Genomic DNA, 21,217 nt, shown 5'->3' with positions numbered 1-21,217 from the left:
AAACTGCTCCCCATGCGCCGCAACGACCTCCTCACCGTCCTGCTCGTCGTCCTCGCCGTGGTCGTCGCGTGGTGGCTCGTCGGTGCGCTGTTCAGCGCCGTGTGGTTCCTCTTTCGGCTCGTCGTCGTCCTCGTCGTCGCCGCGGTGCTCTACCTCGCCGTGCGCTCCTGGCTGCGCAAGCGCGACTGACCCCCCGGGGCGGACCTCCCCGGGTGCGCACCTCCCCGGCCGTTGGTAGGCATGGGGGATGAGACATCCCGGACGTGTGGCCGCGACCGTCGGCCTGACCGCCGGACTGGTGGTCGGGTGCACGAGCAGCGAGGAGCCCGCCGAACCCAGCGTGTCCGCGAGCGAGGTCGTCACCGACCGTGAGCCGGACAACCCCGAGATGACCCCCGGCGACGACGCCTCCCCCGACCCGATCTCCGGTGAGGACGGCGCCGTGCGCGCCCTGAGCACCGCCGCCGAGGAGCTCGATGGCCAGGCGTTCGAGATCGACCGCACCGACGACGCCGGCGAGGAGCTGTGGGAGGTCTCGGTCGCCGTCGGGGACGAGAAGGTCGAGGCCTATGTGTCCGCCGACGGCAACGCCCTCGTGCGCGAGGGGGAACGTGAGCCGCTGGACGCCGAGGACCGGCGCCGCCTGCAGGAGGCGACGGTGACGGCCTCCGAGGCCGCGACGACGGCCGTGCGCGAGACCGGTGCCTCCGTCGAGGATCTCGACCTCAGCGAGGAACGTGGCGCGCTCGTGTGGGAGATCGAGCTGCGCACCACCGACGGCGCGACCACCGAGGCGCGGGTCGACGCGGTGAGCGGCGAGCTGCTCTAGACGCACTGCTGCTCCGGACGAGCTGGGGGGACGGCGATGGGGCCACGAGGACCGGCCCGCGGCCTGGCCGTCGTCGCCGCGACTGCCGCCCTCGTGGCGGGGACGCTCGCCGCCGCCGCCGCGCAGGACGCGGGCTTCTTCCTCGACGACTCGTGGGACACCTCGGCCGACCACGTGTTCGTCTACGGGCGGTTCACCGACGACGTCCTCGTCGGTGACTGGGACGGGGACGGCCGCGACACCGTGCTCGTACGCCGCGGGGACACCTTCCACGTGTCGAACGAGCCGCGCGGCGGGCCCGCGGAGCGGGTGTTCCGCTACGGGCGCGCCGGTGACGTCGTCCTCGTCGGTGACTGGGACGGGGACGGCCGCGACACCCTCGCCGTGCGGCGCGGGGCGGAGTACCACCTGCGCGACGACCTCGGGCCCGGGCCGGCCGGCCGCGTGGTGGTCTACGGGCGCGCGGGCGACGAGGTGCTCGTCGGGGACTGGGACGGCGACGGGGCCGACACGCTCGCGGTGCGCCGCGGCGCGACGTACTTCGTGCGGAACTCCATCGGTCCGGGCGCAGCCGACCGCGCCGTCGTCTACGGCCGGGCGCAGGACGTCACCCTCGCGGGCGACTGGGACGGTGACGGCGACGACTCCCTCGCGGTGCGCCGCGGGGCGCAGTACCTCGTGCGGGACGCGATCGCGCCCGGGGCCGCCGACCGCACCCTCGTGTACGGGCGCCCCGACGACGAGGTGTTCGTGGGCGACTGGGACGGTGACGGCACCGACACCCTGGGGGTGCGCCGGCTGCCGCCGTTCCGCTCCGCGGTCGTCGCGGTGACGGCGGCGGACATCGGCTCCTCCTGGCGCCCCGGCTGCCCGGTGGCACCCGCGGACCTGCGCACGGTCGTGGCGAGCCACTGGGATGCCGAGGGCCGGCTGCGCACGGGCCGCGTCGTCGTCGCCGCCGGGCTCGCCCGCGACGTAGCCACGATCCTCGAGGACCTCTACCGCGCCCGGTTCCCGGTCCAGCGGATGGTGCCGGTGGCGCAGTACGGCGGGAGCGACGCCGCGAGCATGGCGGCGAACAACACGAGCGCGTTCAACTGCCGGGCGGTCACCGGGGGCACGTCGTTCTCCGAGCACGCGTACGGCCGGGCGATCGACGTCAACCCGCTGGTCAACCCCTACGTCGTCGGGAGCACGGTGCTGCCGCCCGCCGGCGCCCCGTACGCCGACCGCTCGCACCACGCCCCCGGCACCATCCACCCCGGCGACGAGGTGGTCCGCGCCTTCGCGGCCCGCGGGTGGGCCTGGGGCGGGGACTGGCGCAGCCCCAAGGACTACCAGCACTTCTCGACCACGGGCCGCTGAGGCCACTGGGGCGCTGCGGAGGGCAAGGGATTCGAACCCTTGGTGCGGGGTTACCGCACAACGGTTTTCAAGACCGTCACATTCGGCCGCTCTGTCAGCCCTCCCTGCCGCAGGCCTCTCGGCGCCACGGCGCCGCCCAGTCTACGCAGCGCCGCGGGTGGGTTTGGGGTACTGATGGGGACATGCGCGCCATCACCGTGTCCGACGACCGGCTCGTCCTCACCGAGCTGCCCGACCCCTCACCTGGACCCGGTGAGGTCCTCCTCGACGTCGCGGCGGCCGGGGTCAACCGGGCCGACCTGCTGCAGCGGGCGGGTCACTACCCGCCGCCGCCCGGGGCGAGCGACGTCATCGGGCTCGAGGTGTCCGGCACCGTCCGTGAGCTCGGCGAGGGCGTGACCGGCTGGCGGGTGGGCGACCGGGCGTGCGCGGTGCTCGCCGGCGGTGGGTACGCGACGCGGGCGGTCGTCCCCGCCGGTCAGCTGCTCCCGGTGCCGCAGGACTGGGAGCTCGTCGACGCCGCAGCGCTGCCCGAGGCGGTGTGCACGGCGTGGTCCAACCTCGTCGACGTCGGCCGGCTGGCTCCCGGGGAGACACTCCTCGTCCACGGGGGCTCGGGCGGGGTGGGGTCGGTTGCGGTCCAGCTCGGCCGGGCGCTGGGCGCCCGCGTTCTCACGACGGCGGGCAGCCCTGCCCGCGCGGCGCGCTGTGAGGAGCTCGGGGCCGACGTCGCCGTCGACCACCACGATGACGTGCCCGCCGCCGTCGCCGCCGCGACCGACGGCCGGGGCGTGGACGTCATCCTCGACGTCCTCGGGGCGGGGGCGCTGGCCGACAACGTCGCGATGCTCGCCACCGGTGGGCGGCTCGTCGTCATCGGGACCCAGCGCGGCTCGCGCGCGGAGGTCAACCTGCTCACCCTCATGCAGAAGCGGGCCTCGGTCCACGGGACGACGCTGCGCTCCCGCCCCCTGGAGGACAAGGCGCGCATCGTCGCCGCCGTGCGGGAGCGGGTCTGGCCGATGGTCGCCGACGGTCGGCTGCGCGCCGTTGTCCACGAGCGCCTGCCGCTCGCCGAGGCCGAGCGCGCCCACGCGCTGCTCGACTCCGGCGAGGTGTTCGGCAAGCTCCTCCTCGTCACGGCCTGACCTCACCCACGACGACGCGCGCGACGACGTCCTTCACGGCGCAGAACTCTGCTCTCGCGCGAAAGTCGGCTCTCACGCGGAACTCCGCTCTCGCGCGGAAGTCGGCTCTCGCACACAACTCCGCTCTCGCGCAGAAGTCGGCTGTCGGGCGGAACTCGGCTCTCGCGCGGAAGTCGACTGTCGGGCGGAAGTCGGCTGTCGCGGGAAGGAGGGGAGGGCGGCGGGTGGGTGGGGTTGCGACCCGGCGGGTCAGCGGAGGGGGTGGCGGACGTCGAGCAGGCCGGCGGCGAGCGCCGGGGCGAAGGCGGGGGCGAGGGGCAGGCGCGGGACGAGCGTCGCCTGCAGCGCGTGGTAGGTGTCCGGCTTGCCGGGCCACGTGCGCGCGCTCGGGGTGTTGTGCTCGTCGAGCTCGTGGCGCCAGGCGCCGGGCCGCTCGATGAGGTGGGTCGCCGCGTAGTCCCAGGCCCGCTGGTACCACTGGGCGTACCGCTCCTCCCCGGTGACCGCCTCGAGCGCGGCCGCGGCACCGATCGCCTCGCACACCACCCAGTGCATCCGCTCGTGGACCACCGGCTGCCCGGTGAAGTCGACGGTGTAGACGAAGCCGTCCGCGCCGTCGGCGTCCCAGCCGTCGCCGGTCGCCCGGTCGAAGAGCCCCTGGGCGGCCTCGAGCAGCCACCCCTCGGTCTCCCGGCCGCGGGCGACGAGCCCTTCACGGGCGTGGAGCGCGAGCCGCGCCCACTCCAGCCCGTGCCCGACCGTCACCCCGAAGGGCCGGAACGGGTGGGCGGGGTCGTCGGCGTTGTAGTCCGGGACCGGCTCCCACGTCCGCGTGAAGTGCTCGGGGATGCGCCAGTCGTGGTCGCGGGCGTACCCGTCGAGCACGCGGCGCAGGATGCGCACCGCCCGGTCGAGCCACACGTCCTCACCGGTGACGTCGGCGGCCGCGAGGTAGGCCTCGACGGTGTGCATGTTCGCGTTGACGCCGCGGTACTCCTCAGCCGTCGTGAAGCCACGGTCCCAGGACTCCAGGACCGCACCCTCGTCCTCACGCCAGAACCGCTCCTCGCTCACCCGCAGCGCCTCGGTGAGCAGCTCGCGGGCGCCGGGGCGCCCGGCCGCCGTCGCGGAGGAGGTCGCGAGGACGACGAACGCGTGCGCGTAGGCCTCCTTGGCGTCGTTCACCGGGCCGTCGGGCCCGACGGCGGAGAACCAGCCGCCGTGCTCGGCGTCGCGCAGCGCACCGGAGAGCGCACGCACGCCGTGGTCGGCGAGCGGGGCGGTGCCGGGGACGCCGAGCAGGGTCCCGAGCGAGAAGCAGTGCGTCATCCGGCAGGTGACCCACAGCTCGACCGGGCGTGAGGGGTCCAGCCGCCCCTCGGCGTCGAGGTAGCCGAAGCCCTGGGGGACGGCCGCGGCGCGGGCGAAGTCGAGCAGTGCGCGTGACTCGGTCTCGAGCCAGCGGGCATGGGCAGCGGTGCCGAGCCACGTCATCGTCGTCGTCCTCCTGGGTTTGCCGGACCGTCAGGTTACCGGCCGCCCAGGGGCCGCCCGCACAGCGGCGCGCCGCCCCGGGGAGGGGCGGCGCGCCACCGATCTCAGCCCTTGACCGAGCCGGCCAGCAGGCCGCGCACGAAGTACTTCTGCAGGGAGAGGAACACGATGAGCGGGACGATGATCGAGACGAACGCACCGGCGGTGAGCAGGTGCCAGTCCTGCCCGCGCGAGCCGGCCATCTCCGCCAGGCGGGCGGTGAGCGGCTGGACCGCGTTGTTCCCGCCGGTGAAGGTCAGACCGACGAGCAGGTCGTTCCACACCCACAGGAACTGGAAGATCGCGAACGCGGCGATCGCCGGGACGAGCAGCGGGAGCATGACCTTGAGGAACACGGTCGTGTGCCCGGCGCCGTCCACCCGCGCGGCCTCGATGAGCTCACGCGGGATCTCGGACATGAAGTTGTGCAGGAGGAACGTCGCCAGCGGCATCGCGAACGCCGCGTGCGCCACCCAGACCGCGAGGTAGGGGAACGCCTCGGAGGCCGCGGAGCCGGAGAAGATCCGCAGCAGCGGGATGAGGGACATCTGCAGCGGGACGATCTGCAGCGCGAACACGATGATGAAGACCGTGTCCCGCCCCCGCCACCGGAGCACGGAGAACGCGTAGGCCGCCATCGTCGCGAACACGAGCGGGATGACGGTGCCCGGCACCGTGATGACCACGGAGTTGAGGAAGAAGTTCGACAGCGCGCCGGAGGAGGCCCGCCCGAACAGCACCTCCTGGTAGTTCTCCAGGGTGAAGGACGGGCTGGTGAAGAAGGTCCACCAGCCGGAGGTGCGGATCTCCCCCTCCGGGCGGATCGAGCTGACGAACAGGCCGACGGTCGGCACCGTCCACAGGATCGCGATGATGATCGCGAAGGCGGAGCCGACGCGGGAGGTGAGGCGGCTCTTCGCGCTGCTCACCGCCGAGCGCCGGGCCGGGCTCATCGGGTCGGGCAGCGACCGGGCGGGACCGGGCTCGCTGATGGCCGGGTTGGCTGGTGCCACGCTCATGCTCCACGCACCTCCCGGTTGCGGATCATCTGTCGGATGTTGAAGACCACGACGGGGATGACGAGGACGAAGATCATCACGGCCAGCGCCGACCCGATGCCGTTGTTCCCGAACGTGAAGGACTGGTCGTACATGGAGTTGGCGAGCACCTGCGTGTCGAACCGGGCGCCGGTCATGGTGCGCGGGATGTCGAAGATCTTCAGCGTCGCGATGATGATCGTCGTGAGGACGACGACGAGCGTGGGCCGCACGCTCGGGAGCGTGATCCGCGAGAACATCTGCCACGGGTTGACGCCATCGAGCCGGGCGGCCTCGACGATGTCACCCGGGATCGCCTTGATCGCCGCGGAGAGCAGCACCATCGCGAAACCGGCCTGGATCCAGATCATGACGACGATGAGGAAGAACGTGTTCAACGGGGAGTCCTGGAGGAACCGCACGGGCTCGAAGCCGAGCCCGACGATGATCGCGTTGAGCAGGCCGATCTGCTCCTGGGCGGCCCCGCGGTACTCGTAGACGAACTTCCAGATGATGCCGGCGCCCACGAAGGAGATCGCCATCGGCATGAAGAGCAGCGACTTCGCGACCTTCTCGAAGCGGGAGCCGTCGACGAGGATCGCGTAGACCAGACCGACCGCCGTCGAGACCAGCGGGACGAGGATCACCCACCAGAAGGTGTTGACGAACCCCTGGAGGGACGCGGGGTCGGAGAAGACCCACTGGTAGTTGGCCAGGCCGACGAACTCCTCCGAGCGGCGGTCCATGAAGGACATGACCGTCGTGCGGATCGCGGGGTAGACCAGGCCGACCCCGAGCAGGAGGAACGCCGGACCGGCGAACGCCGCACCCACCAGGAACGTCCGGCTGCGGCCGGCGTACCGGTCGGCGAGCCGGGCGCCCCCGAGGAGGACGGCGACCACGGCGAGCAGGGCGATGACGGCCAGGAGCATCTGGCCGACCTTCGAGTACAGGAAGAAATCCATCATCGGCTCCTTCATGACGCCGACGGGGGCGCGGCGGGTCGCCGCACCCCCGTCGGACCGTCAGATCACGGCCAGGACTGCTCGACGGTGTCGAGCACGCCCTGGGTGTCCGCGCCGTTGATCCACTCGACCATCCCGGTCCAGAAGGACCCGGCACCGACCTCGGACGGCATGAGGTCCGAGCCGTCGAAGCGGGCGACGGCGTTCTCGTCCTGCAGCAGCTCGATCGCCAGGCGCAGCACGTCGGAGGACGCGGCCTCCGGGTCGACCGCGCGGTTCGCGGAGACCACGCCGCCGATCTCGACGCGGGTGTTGGCCCACTCGCCGGAGGACATGAAGGCCTGGACGGCCTGGGTGGCCTCCTCGTCGTTGAACGCGCCGACGAACTCACCGGCGACGAGCAGCGGGGCCTCCTCGGCGGTCACGCCCGGCAGGTAGAAGGCGAAGACGTCGCCGTCGGGGCTGACGTCGGTGCCCTCGGGCCACTGGGCCTCGTAGAAGGAGGCCTGGCGGTGCATGAAGCAGTTGCCCTCGAGGATCGGCAGGCCGCCGTCGTTGAAGGACGTCGTGGCGATGGAGCGGGAGTCGCCGATGCCGCCGTTGGTGTAGTCGTCGTTCTTGAGGATCGCGCCGGCCATGTCGACCGCCTCGACGATCTCCGGGGAGTTGAACGCGAGCTCGCCCGTGACCCACTGGTCGTAGGCCTCGGCGCCGGCGGACCGCAGGACGAGGTCCTCGATCCAGTCGGTGGCCGGCCAGCCGGTCGCGCCGCCGGACTCGATGCCCTGGCACCAGGGCTTGACGGTCTCCGAGCCGTGGTCGGCGGAGATCTGCTCGGTCAGGGCCATGAGCTCGTCCCAGGTCTCGGGGACCTCGTAGCCGTTCTCCTCGAACGCACTGGGCGAGTACCAGACGAAGGACTTCACGCTCGACATGAGCGGCGCGGCGTAGAACTCGCCGTCGACCGTGCCGTAGGCCTTCCAGTCCTCGCTCCAGCCCTCGTCGGCGTTGGCCTCCACGGTGTCGGGGGCCGGGACGAGGTGGCCGTCGGCGACCATGCGCTGCAGGAGGCCGGGCTGCGGGAAGATCGCGATGTCGGGGGCGTTGCCGCCCTCGGCCTGGACGACCACCTGCTGCTCGAACTCACCGGAGCCGTTGTGCTCCACGGTGATGCCGGTGCACTCGGTGAACGCCTCGAAGGTGTCCTGGAGCTGGTCAGCCTCCACCTCGCGGATGGAGCTGAAGACCGTGACGGTCTCCCCGTCGAAGGTCCCGTACTCCTCGAAGGCGGAGCAGTCGGCCCCACTGCCGGTCGCATCGGTCTCGGTGTCGCTGCCCCCACCGCCACCGCCGCCGAGGTCGTCCGCGCCCCCACACGCGCCCAGGACGAGGGCCAGCCCGGCGGTTCCCGCCAGCAGAACCCTTGTCCGCCTGTGCTTGAGCATCTTCATCGATCTCCTCCAACGACGTCGTCGAACAGGCACACAGATGTGTGCACGTCTCCAACAAACCGCTGCAGCCGGATTTCAGCAAGGTTTTCACCCGTGTGGGGGGTAACGATCTGGTCACGCATCGCACCGCCCCCCACCGGGCGGGACCAAAGGGCCCGGCTCAGCCGCGCAGCAGAGCCTCGAGCACGGGGACGACGCCGTCGGCGTCGACCGGCCCGGTGACGAGGTCCGCGGCCGCGCGGGTGACGTCGTCGGCGTCGCCCATGGCCACGCCCAGGCCCGCCCAGCCGAGCATCTCGACGTCGTTGCGGCCGTCCCCCACGGCCACCGTGGCCCCCGGGGCCACGCCGGTGCGCTCACGGAGCATCTCCAGCGCGGAAGCCTTGGACACACCGTCGGGCGCGAGGTCGAGCCACGCGGTCCAGCCGACGGCGTAGGAGACGCCGTGCAGCCCCACCCGGTCGACGAGGGCGTGGAAGTCCTCCGCGGACAGGTGCGGGGCGCGGATCGTCACGCGGCTGGCGGGCGCGGTGAGCAGGTCCTCGAAGTCGACGACGGTCACCTCGCCGCTCAGCTCACCGAACGGGAACGGGCTGGTCACCTTGAACCCGCGGCCAAGGTCCTCGACGGCGTAGAGCGCGTCGGGCAGCTCGCGGCGCAGCAGCCGCAGCGCGGGCTCGGGGTCGAAGGTGATGACGTCGCTGATCTCGTAGCCACCCTCGAGGGCGGGATCCAGGCGCAGGCACACCGCGCCGTTGGAGCACACCGCCCACCCGTGCCCCAGCTCGAGCTCCTCGAGGATCGGCAGGACGGCGGAGACCGACCGACCGGTGGACAGCACGACGTGCGCGCCGGCGTCGCGCACCGCGCCGACCGCCTCGCGCACCGCCGTCGTCATCCGCTGCTCGTGGTCGACGAGCGTGCCGTCGATGTCGAGGGCGACGAGCAGCTCCGGCCCGGCGGCCGGGACGGAGGCGGGCAGGTGCGCGCGGACGGTGTCGACGGTCAGCGTCATCGGCCGTCCACCGGGGTGAGCACCTCGAGCCCGCCGAGGTAGGGACGCAGGCCCTCCGGGACGCGCACCGAGCCGTCCGGCAGCTGGTGGTTCTCCAGGATCGCGACGAGCCAGCGGGTCGTGGCGAGCGTGCCGTTGAGCGTGGCGACCGGCTGGGTGCCGCCGGCGCCGCGGTGGCGCACGCCGAGACGGCGGGCCTGGAAGGTCGTGCAGTTCGAGGTCGAGGTGACCTCCATGTAGCGCTCCTGGCTGGGCAGCCAGGCCTCGCAGTCGAACTTCCGGGCGGCGGAGGAGCCGAGGTCGCCCGCGGCGACGTCGATGACCCGGTAGGGCAGCTCGACCTTGGCGAGCATCTCCTCCTCCCAGGCCAGGAGGCGGGCGTGCTCGTCCTGCGCGTCCTCGACCGTGGTGTAGCTGAACATCTCCACCTTGTTGAACTGGTGGACGCGGATGATGCCGCGGGTGTCCTTGCCGTAGGAGCCGGCCTCGCGCCGGTAGCAGGTGGACCAGCCGGCGTAGCGCAGCGGGCCGCCGGACAGGTCGAGGATCTCCTCGGCGTGGTAGCCCGCGAGCGCCACCTCGGAGGTGCCCGTGAGGTAGAGGTCGTCGGTCTCCAGGTGGTAGATCTCGTCGGCGTGCGCGCCGAGGAACCCGGTGCCGCGCATGATCTCGGGGCTCACCAGCGTCGGGGTGATCATCGGGGTGAACCCGGCCGCCACGGCCTGGTCCATCGCGGCGTTGAGCAGCGCCAGCTCGAGCCGCGCCCCCACACCGGTGAGGAAGTAGAAACGGGCCCCGGAGACCTTGACGCCGCGCTTGACGTCGATGGCCGCCAGTCCCTCGGCGAGCTCGAGGTGGTCGCGCACCTGCTCGAGCGCGCGACGCTCCCCCTCGGTGCGCAGGACGACGTAGTCGTCCTCACCCCCCTCGGGCACCCCGGGGACGACGACGTTCGACAGCCGCATGGCCGCGGACTCGGCCTCCTCCGCGGCGACGGCGGCCTCCCGCTCCGCGACCTTGACCCGTTCGGCGAGCTCCTTCGCGCGGGCGAGGACGGCGGGCCGCTCCTCCGGGGAGGCCTTGCCGACCGAGCGGCTGACCTCCTTCTGCTCCGAGCGCAGCTCCTCGAACGTGGTGAGGGTGGCGCGGCGCCGCTCGTCGGCGGCCAGGGCACGGTCGACGAGGGCAGGGTCCTCGCCTCGGGCGCGCTGGCTGGCGCGGACGACGTCGGGATCCTCACGCATGGCTCTGAGATCGATCACGGGACGAGCCTATCCGGGCACGGCCCACCGCTCACCGGCAGGACCGGGCGGCGGCGACCACTAAGGTCTGGGTCGTGAGGATTCGACATGCCCTGGCCCAGGCCTACTGGCGAGTGAGCCGCTGGTCCCCCGACCCCACGCCGCCCCCTCCGGGCGGCGGCGGCATCCTCATCGGAGCGCCGCACACGTCGAACTGGGACTTCGTCATCATGCTCGCGCTCGCCTGGCACTGGGGCATCAACGTCCGGTGGCTCGGCAAGGACAGCCTCTTCAAGCGCCCCTTCGGGCCGGTCATGCGCATGCTCGGCGGCATCCCGGTCCACCGGGAGAACCCGGCCGGGCTCGTCGACCACATCGTCGACCGGGTGCGCCAGAACGGCCCCACCTACCTCGTCATCACCCCCGAGGGCTCGCGCAGCCCGGTGCCGTACTGGAAGTCCGGCTTCTACCGCATCGCCCGCGAGACCGGGATGACGGTGACTCTCGGCTTCGTCGACCGCCGCACGATGACCACCGGCCTGGGCCCGACGCTGACGATGACCGGCGACGTGCACTCCGACATGGACGCCATCCGGGCCTTCTACGCCGGCATGGTCGGCGTGCGGCCCGGCGGCGAGCGCATCCCGCGCCTCCACGCCGAGGACACCCAGGCCTGACCCGCCACGGGCCGGCCGGCCGCCCGGCAAGCCCGCCGGGGCACCCGTCGACCGACCGGCGAGGAGCGTCCGTCGACACCTGCTGAGCGCGCCGGCCCGCCAGCCAGTACGGTGCGGGCGTGGGTTGGGAGCAGTGGGTCGCGGTCATCGCACTCGTCGTCGCGGTCGCGGGGCTCGTCATCGGGCTCGTCGTCCTGCGCGCGCTGGGGCGCCGCACGCCGCCCTTCTCCCACGAGGACCCGGTGACGACACCCGACGAGCGCCCCAGCGGGCCTCCCGCCGTCGTCTTCAACCCGTCCAAGAGCGCGGACGGTGAGCGCCTCCGCGCGCTCGTCGCCGAGGTCGCCGCCGACTCCGGGCTCCCCGAGCCGATCTGGCTCGAGACGACGGTCGAGGACCCGGGCGTCGGCCAGGTGCGCGAGGCGCTCGAGAAGGGCGCCTCCGTCGTCGTCGCCGCCGGCGGGGACGGCACCGTGCGGGCGGTCGCCGAGGGCCTGGCGGGCAGGACCACCCCGATGGGCATCCTCCCGCTCGGCACGGGCAACCTCCTGGCCCGCAACCTCGACCTCCCGCTCACCGGCCACCGCGACATGGTGACCATCGCCCTCACCGGCCGGAACCGGGCCATGGACCTCGGCTGGCTGCGCATCGAGCGCCCGCGTGCGGCGAGCGACCCGGAGCACGACGTCTACCGCGGTGAGCCCGGGCGCACCGAGGTCGCGGCCACGCCCCCGGGCGGCACCCAGGCCCCGGACGTCACCGCCGGGGAGGTGCCCGGCGCCGACCTGGACAAGGAGCACGTCTTCCTCGTCATCGGCGGCATGGGCTTCGACGCCGCGATGGTCGGCGGGGCCCCGGACGACCTCAAGGCCCGCATCGGGTGGGTCGCCTACTTCGTCGGCGGGGTGCGCCACCTCCTCGGCCGCAAGATGCGCGCCACCCTCGAGCTCGGCGAGTCCGGGCAGAGCGACACCTTCCAGGCCCGGACCGTGCTCGTCGCCAACTGCGGGCGGCTGCCCGGCGGCGTCGTCCTCCTGCCCGACGCCCAGCTCGACGACGGCTGGCTCGACATCGCCGCGATCGACACCCGCGGCGGGATCATCGGGTGGGCCGACCTGCTGCGCAAGGTCGTCCTCCAGGGCCTGGGCGTCCGTCGCGACCTGCTCCCCTACAGCACCGGCACCATCGAGTTCCGGCGCACCCGGACGCTGACGATCCGCACCGAGGAGCCCGAGCACGTCCAGGTGGACGGCGACCTCCTCGGGGAGGCGACCGTCGTCCACGCCCGCGTCCAGCCCGCCGGCCTCGTCGTGCGGACCGCCTGAGACAGCGTCAGACGCGGCCCGCGCGCAGGTCCTCGACCCACTCGCGGGCGGCGACGAAGTCGGCGTCGTGGGTCCCCGGCGCCATGTGCGGGGCCCTGCGGTCCCAGCGCGGGTAGGACCCGAGGAAGCGCACGAGCGGGCACACCCGGTGCAGGCCGATGAGGGCCGCGGCCACCCGCTCCTCGGCGACGTGCCCCTCGAGGTCCATGGAGAAGGAGTACCGGCCCAGGGAGTCCCCGATCGGGCGCGACTCGATGCGCGAGAGGTTGACGCCGCGAACGGCGAACTGCTCGAGCATGGTGAGCAGCGCCCCTGCCTCGTTGTCGGGCAGGTGGACCATGAGGGTGGTCTTGTCCGCGCCCGTCGCCTCGGGCAGCGGGCCGGGGCGGGAGACGACGACGAAGCGGGTGACGGCGTGCGGGTTGTCCGCCACGCCCTCGGCGAGCGTCTCGAGCCCGTACCGCTGCGCCGACAGCGCCGAGCAGAGCGCGGCGTCGAACCCGGCCTCGCGGCCCCGCTCGGCGAGGAGCGCCGCGGCGGCCGCCGTCGACGTCGCCGGCATGTGGGCGGCGTCGGCCAGCTCGCGGGCGACCCAGCCGCGGCACTGCGCCCACGCGTGGGGGTGGGTGGAGATCCAGCGCACGTCCTCGCGCCGGGTGCCGGGGACGACGGCGAGGACGAACGACACCGGGACGACGACCTCCCCGACGATGACGAGCGGCTCGCGCGACCCGGCGAGGGTGTCCATGGTGACGTTGACCCCGCCCTCGACGGAGTTCTCCATGGGCACGACGGCGAGGTCCGCGTGCCCGCCGCGCACCGCCTCGAGCGCGGAGACGACGTCGGCCGCCGGCTCGCTGTCCACCTGCTCGGTCCCGACGAAGGCACGCAGCGCCGCCTCGGTGAAGGTGCCCTCGGGGCCGAGGTAGGTGTAGCGGGCGACAGGCTGGTCGGGCATCGGGTCTCCTCGTGGTTCGGCGCGCCGGGACGCTGCGCCAGAGCCTAGGCCAGATGAGTCGGCCCGGGCCGCCACGTAGGCTGCCGGGGTGAGGCGTCGTCGGAATGTCCAGCGGGTGGGCTTCGCGCTGCTCGCCCTCGTCCTCGTCGCCGCGCTCGTCCTCCCGCTCGCCGGGGCGGCGTTCGGCGCGACCCAGGAGGACGAGGCCGCAGCGCCGGAGGGACCGGTCGTGGTCCTCGGGACAGGGGGGCTGCGCTGGGGCGACCTCTCCGCCGTCGCCACCCCGACCCTCTGGGGCCTGGCGGACGAGGCGGGCGTGGCCAACATGGTCGTGCGCTCGGTGCGCTCCTTCACCTGCCCCGCGGACGGCTGGCTGGTGGTCTCGGCCGGCCGCCGCGCCGCGGACGTGCCCGCCCCCGCCTGCCGGATGCTCGAGGACCCCACCGACGGCGTCGTCCCCGGATGGTCGGACTACCTCACCGCGGCGTCCGAGGCCTCCTACGACGCGCGGCCCGGCCTGTTCGGCGACCTCCTCGCCGAGCAGGGCGTCAGCGCCGCGGCGATCGGGCCCGGCGCCGCGATCGCGCTGGCCGACGCCGACGGACGGGTCGTCGGGCAGTACGCCCCACGTCCGGGGGAACCCGCGCGGCTCACCGAGACGGTCGCCCGGGCGGCCGCGGAGGCCGAGCTCGTCGTCGTCGACCTCGGCGCCGTGCGGGACCGCAGCCACTCCCTCGTCCCGGCCGACGACCCGCGCTTCGACCCCGAGGTGGAGCAGACGGCCCCGGCGTGGCCGCTCGCCGAGCCGGACCGCACGGCCCAGGTCGCCGCCGTCGAGCAGCGGGCCGCCGCCGCCCTCGCCGCCCTGCCCGCGGACGCCACGGTGCTCGTCGCCTCGCTCGCCGACTCCGGGCGCACGCCCTCGATGCAGCTCATGACGCTGCGCTCCCCCGACAGCCCTGCGGGGCTGCTCGAGACCCGCTCCACCCGCCAGCCGGGCATGGTCCAGTCGACCGACCTCCTGCCCACGCTCCTCGCCCGTCTCTCGCTCACCGCCCCCTCCGGCCTCGCCGGCGCCCCGATGCGCACCGAACCGTCCGGCACCGACGGCGCCGACCGCATCGCGACCCTCGTCGACGAGAACCGGCACGCGATGGCGGTCCGCCCGCTCACCGCCCCCTTCTTCTCCGGCCTCGTCCTGCTCAACCTCGCGCTCTACGCGATCGTCACCGTCGGCCTCAACCGGCGGGTCATCGACCGCGTCGGCCGCTGGCTCGACGGCCACCGCTCGCGGGCCGGGCTGGCCCGCGCCGTGCGCGCCCTGCACCCCGACTCCGCGCTGCGCGTCCTGCGCGCCGTCGCGGTCACCGTCGCGGCCGTGCCGCTCGGCAGCTACCTCGCCAACCTCGTGCCGTGGTGGCGCTCGAGCTCACCGGGCCTCGTCGTCTACACGGTCACCCTGGCGATCGCGGCGCTCGTCGCGGGCCTCGCGCTGGCCCGGCCGTGGCGTCGGCAGCTGCTCGCGCCGGTCGCCGTCGTCGCCGGGCTCACCGCGTTCGTCCTCGCTGTCGACGTCCTCACCGGCGCACGGCTCCAGCTCGCGGCGCTCATGGGGGTCCAGCCGCAGGTCGGCGGGCGCTTCTACGGGATCAACAACTCCTCGTTCGCGCTGTGGGCGACGAGCACCCTCCTCGCCGCGAGCTGTCTCGCCGAGCCGCTCGTCCGGCGCGGCCGGCGCGTCGCCGCGGCCGCCGTCGTCGGCGTCGTCGGCGTGGTGGCCACGGTCCTCAACGGCGCGCCCGGCATCGGCGCCGACTTCGGCGGACCTCCCGCGCTGCTCCCGGCGTTCATCATCCTCGCGCTGCTCGCCCTGGGGGTCCGTCTCACGTGGCGCCGGGTGGTCCTCGTCCTCGGCGCCGCCGCCGTCATCGCCCTGTCCTTCTCGGTGCTCGACTGGCTGCGGCCGGCGGACGAGCGCAGCCACCTCGGCCGGTTCGTCGAGACCGTGCTCGACGGCGGGCTGCTCGACGTCGTCCTGCGCAAGCTCGGGCAGAACCTGTCCAACCTCTTCGGCTCGACGCTCACCTTCCTCGCGGTCGGTGGCATCGCGCTCGTCGTCCTCGTCCTCACCCAGCCCCTGCGGCGCGCCGCCCGCTCGGGGGACCACGCCGCCTACGGCTGGCTCGCCGAGGGCTCCTCGCTGCGCCGCCTCGACGCCGACGCGTGCATGCTCCGCCCGGCGCTCGTGGCCGTCGCCGTCGCGCTCGGGATCGGCTTCGCGGTCAACGACTCCGGCATCGTCATCCCGGCGATCGGGATCTCCCTGGCCGTCCCGCTGCTCATCGGCGTGGTGGCCGGCTGGCTGCTGCGGCTGCGGGGCGAGGAGCTCCCGGCGGGTCAGGTGGAGCGCACCGCGCGGTAGGGGCGGCCGGGCTCCTGGCGGACCGGCTGGTCACCGAGCTCGCGCAGGTCCACCCGCACACCCTTGGCCCACCGCACCGCGGCGGCGAGGGCGACGTCGCGGTACTGCGCGGCGCGGTGGAGCTGGCCCGCCCAGTCGTTCTTGCTCGCCCGGTGGCGCAGGTCGCACGGCACCTCGACGAGCGTGAAGCCCTTGACGAGCAGGTCGATCGTCATGCCCGTCTCCACGCCCCAGCCCGGCGCCAGCGGCACCGCCGCCTCGAAGGCCTCGCGGGTGAGGCACCGCTGGCCGGAGAGCGGCTGCGTGGGGACCCACCCGGTGGCGCGGGCGATCGCCCGCCGCGCCTTGCCGACGACGATCCCGCGGCCTCCCGCGCCGGGCTGCGGCGGGAGGGCCGCGATCGCGCAGTCGGCGACGCCGGACAGGACGGTGTCGACGAGCGGGGTGACTCCGACGGCGGTCTCCCCGAGGTCGCCGTCGATGAACAGCAGCAGCCGCGCCGGTCCGTCGGACACGTCGCGCATGGCGACGACCGACGCACCGGTCTCCATCGCCGAGGCCTTGCCCCGGTTGACCGAGTGCCGCACGACGACCGCACCGGCCGCCCGGGCGACGTGCTGGGTCTCGTCGGTGGAGCCGTCGTCGACGACGACGACGAGGTCGACGTGCGGGATCGCCCGGGCTGCCCTCACCGTGGCCGCGATGCGGCCTGCCTCGTCCTTCGCAGGGATGACGACGGCCACCCGCTGGGAGCTCGGCCGCCGGTTCACGCTCCGAGCGTAGTCAGGGTCGCGGTGTGTGCGCAGGTCCACGGGCAGGGCTCAGCGCAACGTCACCTGGCGGGAGACGATGCCGGCGCGGGCGCGGCGGGCGTCCGCGTCCAGCGGGCCCTCCTCGGCGAGCGCGGCGGTCAGCCGCTTGTCGAACTCGGCGCACGGGCCGGCGAGCTCGTCGGCCTCGGTGCCCGGGGCGAGCTCCCACACCGGCACGAGGATCCCGCTCGTGCGGAACGCGCCGACGAACCGGGCGCCCTCCTCGAGCTCGGACTCGCGGCGCGCGTGGAGACGGGCGACGGCGTCGAGCACGGCCTCCTGCGGCTCGGGACGCGCCCAGCGGAGGAACTCCCGGCCCATCCGGCACCAGTAGGCCGACTCGACGCCCTCGACCTTGACGGTCGGGACGATGCCCTCGCTGGACTGCTCGATGGCGGCGGTGACGTCGGCGTCCTCGGCCTGGTCCTCGGGGAGCCAGAAGCCGAAGTCGTCGTGGAGGACGGGCTCGAACGGCAGCGAGAGGTCGAGGACGTCCTGGAGGCGCGGGCCGGGCTCGAGGATCCCGAGGTTGGTCACCGGGGTGCCGGGCTCGGCGTCGAGGGCGAGGAGCAGCGCCGCGGCGACGTCGCGGCTCGCGTCGCCGGACTTCGCGGCGGTCTGCAGGCCGACGAGGACGGTGCCGTCCTCCCGGTGCAGCGCGGGCCACAGGTCCGGGAGCATCGTCGCGACGACGACCTCACGGGCCCCGTACTCCTCGGTCGTGCGCACCGTCGCGGTGGCTGCCGGGACGACCTCGCGCATGGCGACCCAGTCGGTCTCCCCGGGCAGGCCCTCGAAGGGACGCTCGACGAAGGGCACCTCGACGCGCTTGGGGCGCGACGGCTGCGGGGACTGGCGCTTACGACTCTTCTTACCCATGGTCGACAACCCTATCGGTGCCTAGAGCAGGTACGGCTCGCTGCCGTCGTCCCTCACCATCGGCAGGCCCGCGGCGTGCCACTCGCGCATGCCTCCCACGAGGTTCCGCGCGGTGAAGCCGTGGTGGTTGAGCCACGCGGTCGCCCGCGCCGAGCGGCCCCCGGAGCGGCACACGACGAGGAGGTCCTCCTCGGGCAGCTCCTCGAGGCGGGCGGGCAGCTCGCCGAGGGGGACGTGGAGGGCGCCGGGGGCGTGGCCGGCGTCCCACTCGTCCTGCTCGCGCACGTCGAGGACGGCGTGGCCGGGCGGGACGGGGGCGGACGGGTCGAGGTCGCGGACGGTGAGGTCGGCGGGCTGGTCGAGGTCCTCCATGGCGCCCACCGTAGCCCTCCCCCACCGCGGACGGCGCCACGGCGAAGAGGACGGCAGGGCGGCGGGACGGATGGCAGGATCGGGGCATGCACGAGCGAGCCGGTACCCCTGCCCTGCCCGAGGACCTCATCGACGTCGACGTGATCCTCGCGGCCTACTACGACCGCACTCCCGACATGGACGACCCAGCCCAGCACGTGGCCTTCGGCACCTCGGGACACCGCGGCTCGAGCGTCGACTCCGCGTTCAACGAGGCGCACATCATCGCGACGACGGCGGCGATCGTCGAGTACCGCCGCTCGCAGGGCACCGACGGCCCGCTGTTCATCGGCCGCGACACCCACGCCCTGTCCGGGCCGGCCTGGCAGACGGCCGTCGAGGTGCTCGCCGCCGCCGGCGTCGAGCTGCGCATCGACGCGCGCGACTCGTGGACCCCCACGCCCGCCGTCTCGCACGCGATCCTCCTCGCCAACGGCGCCGGGACCGCTGCGGGCGTGCGCGTCCAGGGCCCGGGGCGCGCCGACGGCATCGTCGTCACGCCGTCCCACAACCCGCCCGGTGACGGCGGCTTCAAGTACAACCCGCCGCACGGCGGCCCGGCCGGCTCGGACGCGACGTCCTGGATCGCCGCGCGGGCCAACGAGATCCTGCGCTCCGGCGTCGCGGCCGTCCCCCGGATGCCGCTCGAGCGGGCGCTGCGGGCCGAGACCACCCGCCGGCACGACTTCCTCGCCGCCTACGTCGACGACCTCGCCGGCGTCATCGACCTCGAGGCGATCGCGCGGGCGGGCGTGCGGATCGGGGCCGACCCCCTCGGCGGCGCCGCGGTGGAGTACTGGGGCGCGATCGGCGAGCGCTACGGGCTGGACCTCGCCGTCGTCAACCCGACCGTCGACCCCACGTGGTCCTTCATGACCCTCGACTGGGACGGCAAGATCCGGATGGACTGCTCCTCGCCCTCGGCGATGGCCTCCCTCCTGGCGATCATGCAGCCGGCCGACGGCGGCCCGGCGCCCTACGACATCGCCACCGGCAACGACGCCGACTCCGACCGGCACGGCATCGTCACGCCGGACCACGGCCTGCTCAACCCCAACCACTTCCTCGCCGTCGCGATCGAGTACCTCCTCACCCACCGGCCCGACTGGCCCGCCCAGGCGGCCGTCGGCAAGACCCTCGTGTCCTCCGCCCTCATCGACCGGGTGACGGCCGGCCTCGGGCGGCAGCTGCTCGAGGTCCCGGTGGGCTTCAAGTACTTCGTCCCCGGCCTGCTCGACTCCTCCGTGGGCTTCGGTGGCGAGGAGTCCGCCGGCGCCTCGTTCCTGCGCCGCAACGGCTCGGTGTGGACGACCGACAAGGACGGCATCCTCCTCAGCCTGCTCGCCTCGGAGGTCCTCGCGGTCACCGGGCGCAGCCCGAGCCAGCTCCACCTCGAGCAGGTCGAGCGGTACGGGGCCTCCGCCTACGCGCGCATCGACGCCCCCGCCACCCGCGAGCAGAAGGCCAGGCTGGCTGCGCTCAGCCCCGACGCCGTGACGGCGACGACGCTCGCCGGGGAGGAGATCACCGCCCGGCTGGTCCGCGCGCCCGGCAACGACGAGCCGATCGGCGGGCTCAAGGTGACGACCGAGAACGCGTGGTTCGCGGCCCGCCCCTCCGGTACCGAGGACGTCTACAAGATCTACGCCGAGTCGTTCAAGGGCGAGGAGCACCTCGCCCAGGTCCAGACCGAGGCCAAGGCCGTCGTCGACGCCGCGCTGCGCTGACCCCGCCGCCGCCCGGGCGCCGCTCTCGGCGTGCGGGCGGCGCGGAGTACCGCCACACTCGGCCCGTCGTCTACGGAAAGGGACGTGACAATGGGAATCGGTGGAGGCATCTTCCTCATCGCGGTCGGAGCCGTCCTCGCATTCGGGCTGAGCCCCGACATGTGGGAGATCCTCAACATCAACACGATCGGCTTCATCCTCATGGGCGCCGGCGTTCTGGCGCTGGTCCTCGCGTTCGCGATGCAGCGCCAGCGCCAGCATCGGGACACGAGCCACACGGAGTACGTCGAGCACCGCGACATCGGCAACCCGCCGCCCCCGGCGCGCTGATCCCACCCGCGGCCCTGCGCTCTCGAGGAGCCAGGGCCGCGGTGCTGCTCTACGGTCGAGGGCATGTCCCGACCCCCTCTCGGCGCCACGCTCGAGGACGGCCTCAACCGACGGCTCGTCCCCTTCCTGCGCAAGCGCGGCTGGCGCCCCACGACGATCACCTACACCGGCTACGGTAGCCCCGAGAAGCTGCGGGTCCTCGCCCGCGCCCTCCTCACCGAGGACACCGGCCGCACCGCGGCCGACGCCGGCGCCACCGAGCACGAGCTCGACGAGGCCCAGGAGGCCGAGCGCGGCTGGCGCTCCTTCGTCACCACACCCGTCGCCCACCTGCCGATCGAGGTGGAGATCGCCGGCCGCACCTACCCCACGCGGGCCGACCGCGACGGCTACCTCGACCTCCTCGTCCCGGACCACGGCCTGACGCCGGGCTGGCACGACGTCGCCGTCCGCGCGCAGGGCGCCGCACCGGCCACCGCGCGCGTCCTCGTCATCGGGCCCGAGACGCGCTTCGCGGTGGTGAGCGACATCGACGACACCGTCATGGTCACCCGCGTGCCCCGCCCGCTCGTCGCCGCGTGGAACACCTTCCTGCGGCACACGAGCAGCCGTCAGGCCGTCCCCGGGATGGCCGAGCTGTTCGGGCACGTCCAGGAGACGCGGCCGGGCACCCCGGTGCTCTACCTGTCGACCGGCGCGTGGAACGTCGTGCCCGCCCTCGAGCGGTTCTTCCGGCGCACCGGGCTGCCCTCCGGGCCGATGCTCATGACCGACTGGGGGCCGACGAACTCCGGCTGGTTCCGCAGCGGGCAGGAGCACAAGCGCATGAGCCTGCGTCGGCTGCTCATCGACTTCCCCGAGATCACGTGGCTGCTCGTCGGTGACGACGGCCAGCACGACCCCGACATCTACTCCGAGCTCGCCCGCGAGCACCCCGACCGGGTGCGCGCCATCGCCATCCGTGAGCTGAGCGCCGGCGAGCACGTCCTGTCCCACGGCACGCCGCAGGCGATGGACGGCGGGCGGGCGAGCACCGACGGCGGCCGGATCGTCCAGGACGAGCAGGTCCCCGTCGTCCGCGCCCCCGACGGC

The 21,217-nt window shown here is 73.7% G+C and carries 20 protein-coding genes and 1 tRNA gene; 10 read left to right on the top strand and 11 right to left on the bottom strand.

All coding sequences use genetic code 11. The annotated features are described in order from the left end of the window. Positions 1-12: 12 nt before the first annotated feature. From FHE66_RS15525 to FHE66_RS09065, 3 genes are read left to right on the top strand one after another with little or no spacing between them, the layout of a single operon-like run. Positions 13-189 (top strand): hypothetical protein, encoded by a 177-nt coding sequence (locus FHE66_RS15525; protein WP_168202602.1) that lies wholly within the window; start codon positions 13-15, stop codon positions 187-189. Positions 190-247: 58 nt separating this feature from the next. Further along, positions 248-829: a PepSY domain-containing protein gene (locus FHE66_RS09070; RefSeq protein ID WP_139072636.1), complete on the top strand. Its 582-nt coding sequence runs from the start codon at positions 248-250 to the stop codon at positions 827-829. Positions 830-865: 36 nt separating this feature from the next. After that, positions 866-2,194 (top strand): M15 family metallopeptidase, encoded by a 1,329-nt coding sequence (locus FHE66_RS09065; protein WP_139072635.1) that lies wholly within the window; start codon positions 866-868, stop codon positions 2,192-2,194. A 16-nt stretch (positions 2,195-2,210) separates the two neighbouring features. Here the strand turns inward: FHE66_RS09065 and FHE66_RS09060 are convergent. After that, positions 2,211-2,298, bottom strand: a tRNA-Ser gene (locus FHE66_RS09060). A 78-nt stretch (positions 2,299-2,376) separates the two neighbouring features. Here FHE66_RS09060 and FHE66_RS09055 point away from each other — a divergent pair. Beyond that, positions 2,377-3,342 (top strand): NAD(P)H-quinone oxidoreductase, encoded by a 966-nt coding sequence (locus FHE66_RS09055; RefSeq protein ID WP_139072634.1) that lies wholly within the window; start codon positions 2,377-2,379, stop codon positions 3,340-3,342. 249 nt (positions 3,343-3,591) lie between these two features. Here the strand turns inward: FHE66_RS09055 and FHE66_RS09050 are convergent, their stop codons facing one another. From FHE66_RS09050 to serS, 6 genes are all read right to left on the bottom strand, one after another. Next, on the bottom strand, positions 3,592-4,836 hold the full coding sequence (locus FHE66_RS09050) for an AGE family epimerase/isomerase (protein ID WP_139072633.1): 1,245 nt from the start codon (positions 4,834-4,836) through the stop codon (positions 3,592-3,594). Between the two features lie 104 nt (positions 4,837-4,940). After that, positions 4,941-5,894, bottom strand: coding sequence for a carbohydrate ABC transporter permease (locus FHE66_RS09045; protein WP_139072632.1), 954 nt, complete (start codon positions 5,892-5,894; stop codon positions 4,941-4,943). Continuing rightward, positions 5,891-6,877, bottom strand: coding sequence for a carbohydrate ABC transporter permease (locus FHE66_RS09040; protein ID WP_139072631.1), 987 nt, complete (start codon positions 6,875-6,877; stop codon positions 5,891-5,893). The genes FHE66_RS09045 and FHE66_RS09040 overlap by 4 nt, the downstream gene beginning before the upstream one ends. 65 nt (positions 6,878-6,942) lie before the next feature. Continuing rightward, positions 6,943-8,328: an ABC transporter substrate-binding protein gene (locus FHE66_RS09035; RefSeq protein ID WP_139072630.1), complete on the bottom strand. Its 1,386-nt coding sequence runs from the start codon at positions 8,326-8,328 to the stop codon at positions 6,943-6,945. 160 nt (positions 8,329-8,488) lie between these two features. Next, on the bottom strand, positions 8,489-9,343 hold the full coding sequence (locus FHE66_RS09030; RefSeq protein ID WP_139072629.1) for an HAD family hydrolase: 855 nt from the start codon (positions 9,341-9,343) through the stop codon (positions 8,489-8,491). Beyond that, complete coding sequence (gene serS / locus FHE66_RS09025) at positions 9,340-10,605, bottom strand: serine--tRNA ligase (RefSeq protein WP_139072628.1); 1,266 nt, start codon at positions 10,603-10,605, stop codon at positions 9,340-9,342. Before serS ends, FHE66_RS09030 begins: the two co-directional genes overlap by 4 nt. Before the next feature lie 74 nt (positions 10,606-10,679). Between serS and FHE66_RS09020 the strand changes: the two genes are divergently transcribed. Both FHE66_RS09020 and FHE66_RS09015 read left to right on the top strand, forming a co-directional pair. Beyond that, the gene (locus FHE66_RS09020) at positions 10,680-11,261 is read left to right on the top strand and encodes a 1-acyl-sn-glycerol-3-phosphate acyltransferase (protein WP_139072627.1); all 582 of its coding nucleotides are present in this window, start codon (positions 10,680-10,682) and stop codon (positions 11,259-11,261) included. Between the two features lie 119 nt (positions 11,262-11,380). Beyond that, entirely contained in the window at positions 11,381-12,586 is a 1,206-nt protein-coding gene (locus FHE66_RS09015) for a diacylglycerol kinase family protein (RefSeq protein ID WP_139072626.1), read from the top strand. Positions 12,587-12,593: 7 nt separating this feature from the next. On the opposite strand, the gene pheA is transcribed toward FHE66_RS09015, so the two are convergent. Beyond that, entirely contained in the window at positions 12,594-13,544 is a 951-nt protein-coding gene (gene pheA / locus FHE66_RS09010; RefSeq protein ID WP_139072625.1) for a prephenate dehydratase, read from the bottom strand. Between the two features lie 88 nt (positions 13,545-13,632). Between pheA and FHE66_RS09005 the strand changes: the two genes are divergently transcribed. Continuing rightward, positions 13,633-15,966: a hypothetical protein gene (locus FHE66_RS09005; RefSeq protein ID WP_139072624.1), complete on the top strand. Its 2,334-nt coding sequence runs from the start codon at positions 13,633-13,635 to the stop codon at positions 15,964-15,966. On the opposite strand, the gene FHE66_RS09000 is transcribed toward FHE66_RS09005, so the two are convergent. The 3 genes from FHE66_RS09000 to FHE66_RS08990 are packed head-to-tail and all read right to left on the bottom strand — an operon-like array spanning position 15,942 to position 18,029. Further along, the gene (locus FHE66_RS09000) at positions 15,942-16,736 is read right to left on the bottom strand and encodes a glycosyltransferase (protein ID WP_255303661.1); all 795 of its coding nucleotides are present in this window, start codon (positions 16,734-16,736) and stop codon (positions 15,942-15,944) included. The genes FHE66_RS09005 and FHE66_RS09000 overlap by 25 nt on opposite strands. 51 nt (positions 16,737-16,787) lie before the next feature. Beyond that, the gene (locus tag FHE66_RS08995) at positions 16,788-17,657 is read right to left on the bottom strand and encodes a DUF5926 family protein (protein WP_139072623.1); all 870 of its coding nucleotides are present in this window, start codon (positions 17,655-17,657) and stop codon (positions 16,788-16,790) included. Between the two features lie 21 nt (positions 17,658-17,678). Then, positions 17,679-18,029, bottom strand: a complete 351-nt coding sequence (locus FHE66_RS08990; RefSeq protein WP_139072622.1) for a rhodanese-like domain-containing protein — start codon at positions 18,027-18,029, stop codon at positions 17,679-17,681. Between the two features lie 86 nt (positions 18,030-18,115). Here FHE66_RS08990 and pgm point away from each other — a divergent pair, with 86 nt between their 5' ends. From pgm to FHE66_RS08975, 3 genes are all read left to right on the top strand, one after another. Next, positions 18,116-19,795, top strand: coding sequence for a phosphoglucomutase (alpha-D-glucose-1,6-bisphosphate-dependent) (pgm, locus tag FHE66_RS08985; RefSeq protein ID WP_139072621.1), 1,680 nt, complete (start codon positions 18,116-18,118; stop codon positions 19,793-19,795). A 90-nt stretch (positions 19,796-19,885) separates the two neighbouring features. Then, positions 19,886-20,125 (top strand): DUF6458 family protein, encoded by a 240-nt coding sequence (locus tag FHE66_RS08980; RefSeq protein WP_139072620.1) that lies wholly within the window; start codon positions 19,886-19,888, stop codon positions 20,123-20,125. A 63-nt stretch (positions 20,126-20,188) separates the two neighbouring features. After that, positions 20,189-21,217: App1 family protein (locus tag FHE66_RS08975; protein WP_139072657.1), on the top strand; the 1,029-nt coding region annotated here is incomplete at its 3' end.

The sequence above is a fragment of the Georgenia sp. 311 genome (assembly GCF_006151955.1).
Lineage (GTDB): Bacteria > Actinomycetota > Actinomycetes > Actinomycetales > Actinomycetaceae > Oceanitalea > Oceanitalea wutianyii.
This window is presented reverse-complemented; position numbering and strand designations above follow the sequence as displayed.